Source organism: Tateyamaria sp. (assembly GCF_059783535.1).
The window spans coordinates 1-2,745 of record NZ_JBYNDP010000235.1; the positions used below are offsets into that span (position 1 = coordinate 1).

At 56.9% G+C, this 2,745-nt stretch carries 2 protein-coding genes; both read right to left on the minus strand.

What is annotated here, in order from left to right; all coding sequences use genetic code 11:
• Positions 1-84: 84 nt before the first annotated feature.
• Positions 85-759 carry a sulfotransferase family 2 domain-containing protein gene (locus AC6RA8_RS22010; RefSeq protein ID WP_500355910.1) on the minus strand — a complete coding sequence of 225 codons (675 nt, stop codon included), beginning with the start codon at positions 757-759 and terminating at the stop codon, positions 85-87.
• A gap of 19 nt (positions 760-778) precedes the next feature.
• A partial coding sequence (fusA, locus tag AC6RA8_RS22015; protein WP_500355912.1) for an elongation factor G occupies positions 779-2,745 on the minus strand: 1,967 nt, incomplete at its 5' end.

Genomic DNA, 2,745 nt, shown 5'->3' on the forward strand with positions numbered 1-2,745 from the left:
CAATCGTGCCAATGTTAACGTGCGGCTTCGTACGTTCAAACTTTTCCTTTGCCATGATGGCCTCCTTTTACGTTTCCAATGCAGTCAGTTGACTGCAAATGTGCTTTCCTTCGGGGCCAAAAAATCCCCGAAAATGTCATAGTCCCGTGCGTAAATCTGCTTGATCCGATCAAGGGTCTGTTCAGAGATACTGCGTTCTTTCAGGTCGCGCCCGCCGGTTTGCTCCCGCGGGATTTGTGGCAACGCACCGACCCGTTCACGGAGCATGGCCCAGAATTCCGACAAATCCGCAGAGTCGAAAATGCGGGTATAACGGTCGGCGCGCCCGCCTAAAAAACGCTCCATCGGCAAGCTGTGATGCTTGATCTTGTCAGACAGCTCCCGATACCGGTGCAGATGCGCCACGAACGTTCCAAACGAAGGCCGCACTGTGACGCCCTTCCCGTGATCTTCTTCCGTCAGGTCCAGCTTATCCAGTTCTCCAAGGTGCAGAACACGATTGGAATGGCATGACAAAAGCCGTTCGACGGGGTCGCGGATGACAGCGAACACGGCGTTTTTCCAGTTCACCATATCCCGGTCAAACTTGAACAAGCGGGACTGATAAAGGTGATGGATCTGACGGCGGCGGCTATTGGAGAAAAAGGGTTTGAACGGGTACCCGTTCTCAATCTCGAACGCCACGTGCTTAATCGTCGTGCTGGCCCCTTTCGGGACCAGCATGATCGATAATTTGTATTTGTTAAGCACGACAGCCACCAAACCGTTTCCTAGCTGATCAGGCGTATTTCGCCTGGATCTCGTCGCTGATATTCTGCGGTACGGGATCGTAGTGGTCGAATTGCATGGTGAACTGGGCACGGCCCGACGACATCGAACGCAGGGTGTTGATGTAGCCGAACATATTGGCCAGCGGCACCATCGCATCGATGGCGATGGCGTTGCCGCGGTTCTCCTGGCCAGACACCTGACCCCGACGCGATGTCAGGTCACCGATGATACCACCGGTATATTCTTCAGGTGTGATGACCTCGACCTTCATGATCGGCTCGAGCAGCTTGGCACCAGCTTTCTTCATGCCTTCGCGCATACCCATGCGGGCCGCGATTTCGAAGGCCAGAACGCTGGAGTCAACGTCGTGGAATTTACCGTCGATCAGGGCAACCTTGAAGTCGATAACGGGGAAGCCCGCGAGCGGACCGCTATCCATGACCGAATTGATGCCTTTTTCAACGCCGGGGATGTATTCCTTCGGCACGGCACCACCAACGATGCGGCTCTCGAACGAGTAACCTTCGCCTGGCTCTGTCGGGGTGATGATCATTTTCACCTCGGCAAACTGACCCGAACCACCCGACTGTTTCTTGTGGGTGTAGGTGTGCTCGACCTCGTGACCGATGGTCTCGCGGTAGGCCACCTGGGGTGCACCGATGTTGGCTTCGACCTTGAACTCACGCTTCAGACGATCCACGAGGATATCGAGGTGAAGTTCGCCCATGCCCTTCATGATGGTCTGACCGCTTTCCAGGTCAGTTTCCACGCGGAAGGACGGGTCTTCGGCAGCCAGACGGGCCAGACCCTGAGACATCTTCTCTTGGTCGCCCTTGGTTTTGGGCTCAACCGCGATCTCGATCACCGGATCAGGGAAGTTCATCGTTTCCAGAACCACCGGATCACCCTTGTCGCACAGCGTGTCACCGGTTGTGGTGTTCTTCAGACCACCCAACGCGATGATGTCGCCGGCATAGGCTTCAGTGATCTCGTCACGGTCGTTCGAGTGCATCATCATCATACGACCAACGCGCTCGTTGTTGCCCTTGGTCGAGTTCAACATCGAGTCGCCCTTGTTCAGGGTGCCAGAGTAGATGCGCACGAATGTCAGCGAACCCACAAATGGGTCGTTCATGATTTTGAACGCAAGGCCCGAGAACGCCATGTCATCATCCGCGCGGCGGGCGATGTTACGTTCTTCGCTTTCGTCACCGGGTTTGAAGCCCATGTAGTCGACAACATCCAGCGGGCTGGGCAGGTAGTCGATCACGGCGTTCAGCAGCGGCTGGACACCTTTGTTCTTAAAGGCCGAGCCACCCAGAACCGGAACGAAGTCCAGCGCCAGCGTGCCCTTGCGCAGCAGTTTGCGCAGCGTGGGAACGTCGGGTTCGTTGCCTTCAAGATAGGCTTCCATCGCGTCGTCGTCTTGCTCGACGGCGGCTTCGATCATCTTCTCGCGCCACTCGGCGGCCATGCCCTGCAGCTCGGCACGGATTGGTGCCTTGATCCAGGAGGCGCCCAGATCTTCGCCCTGCCACAGCCATTCTTCCATGGTGACCAGATCAACCAGACCTTCCAGCTCGGTCTCGGCACCGATCGGAATACCGACGGGCACAGCACGGGCACCGGTGCGGTCTTCGATCATGCGCACGCAGTTGAAGAAGTCGGCACCGATCTTGTCCATCTTGTTGACAAAGACCATGCGCGGAACCTTGTAGCGATCCGCCTGACGCCACACGGTTTCGGTTTGAGGCTCAACACCGGCGTTTGCATCCAACACACAGACAGCACCGTCGAGAACCGCAAGCGAACGCTCAACTTCAATGGTGAAGTCAACGTGGCCAGGGGTGTCGATGATGTTCAGGCGGTGCTTCTCGGTTTCGGCTGTCTTGCCGTCCTCGGTGCGCTCCCAGAAGGTTGTGGTCGCAGCCGACGTGATGGTGATCCCGCGTTCCTGCTCTTGCTCCATCCAGT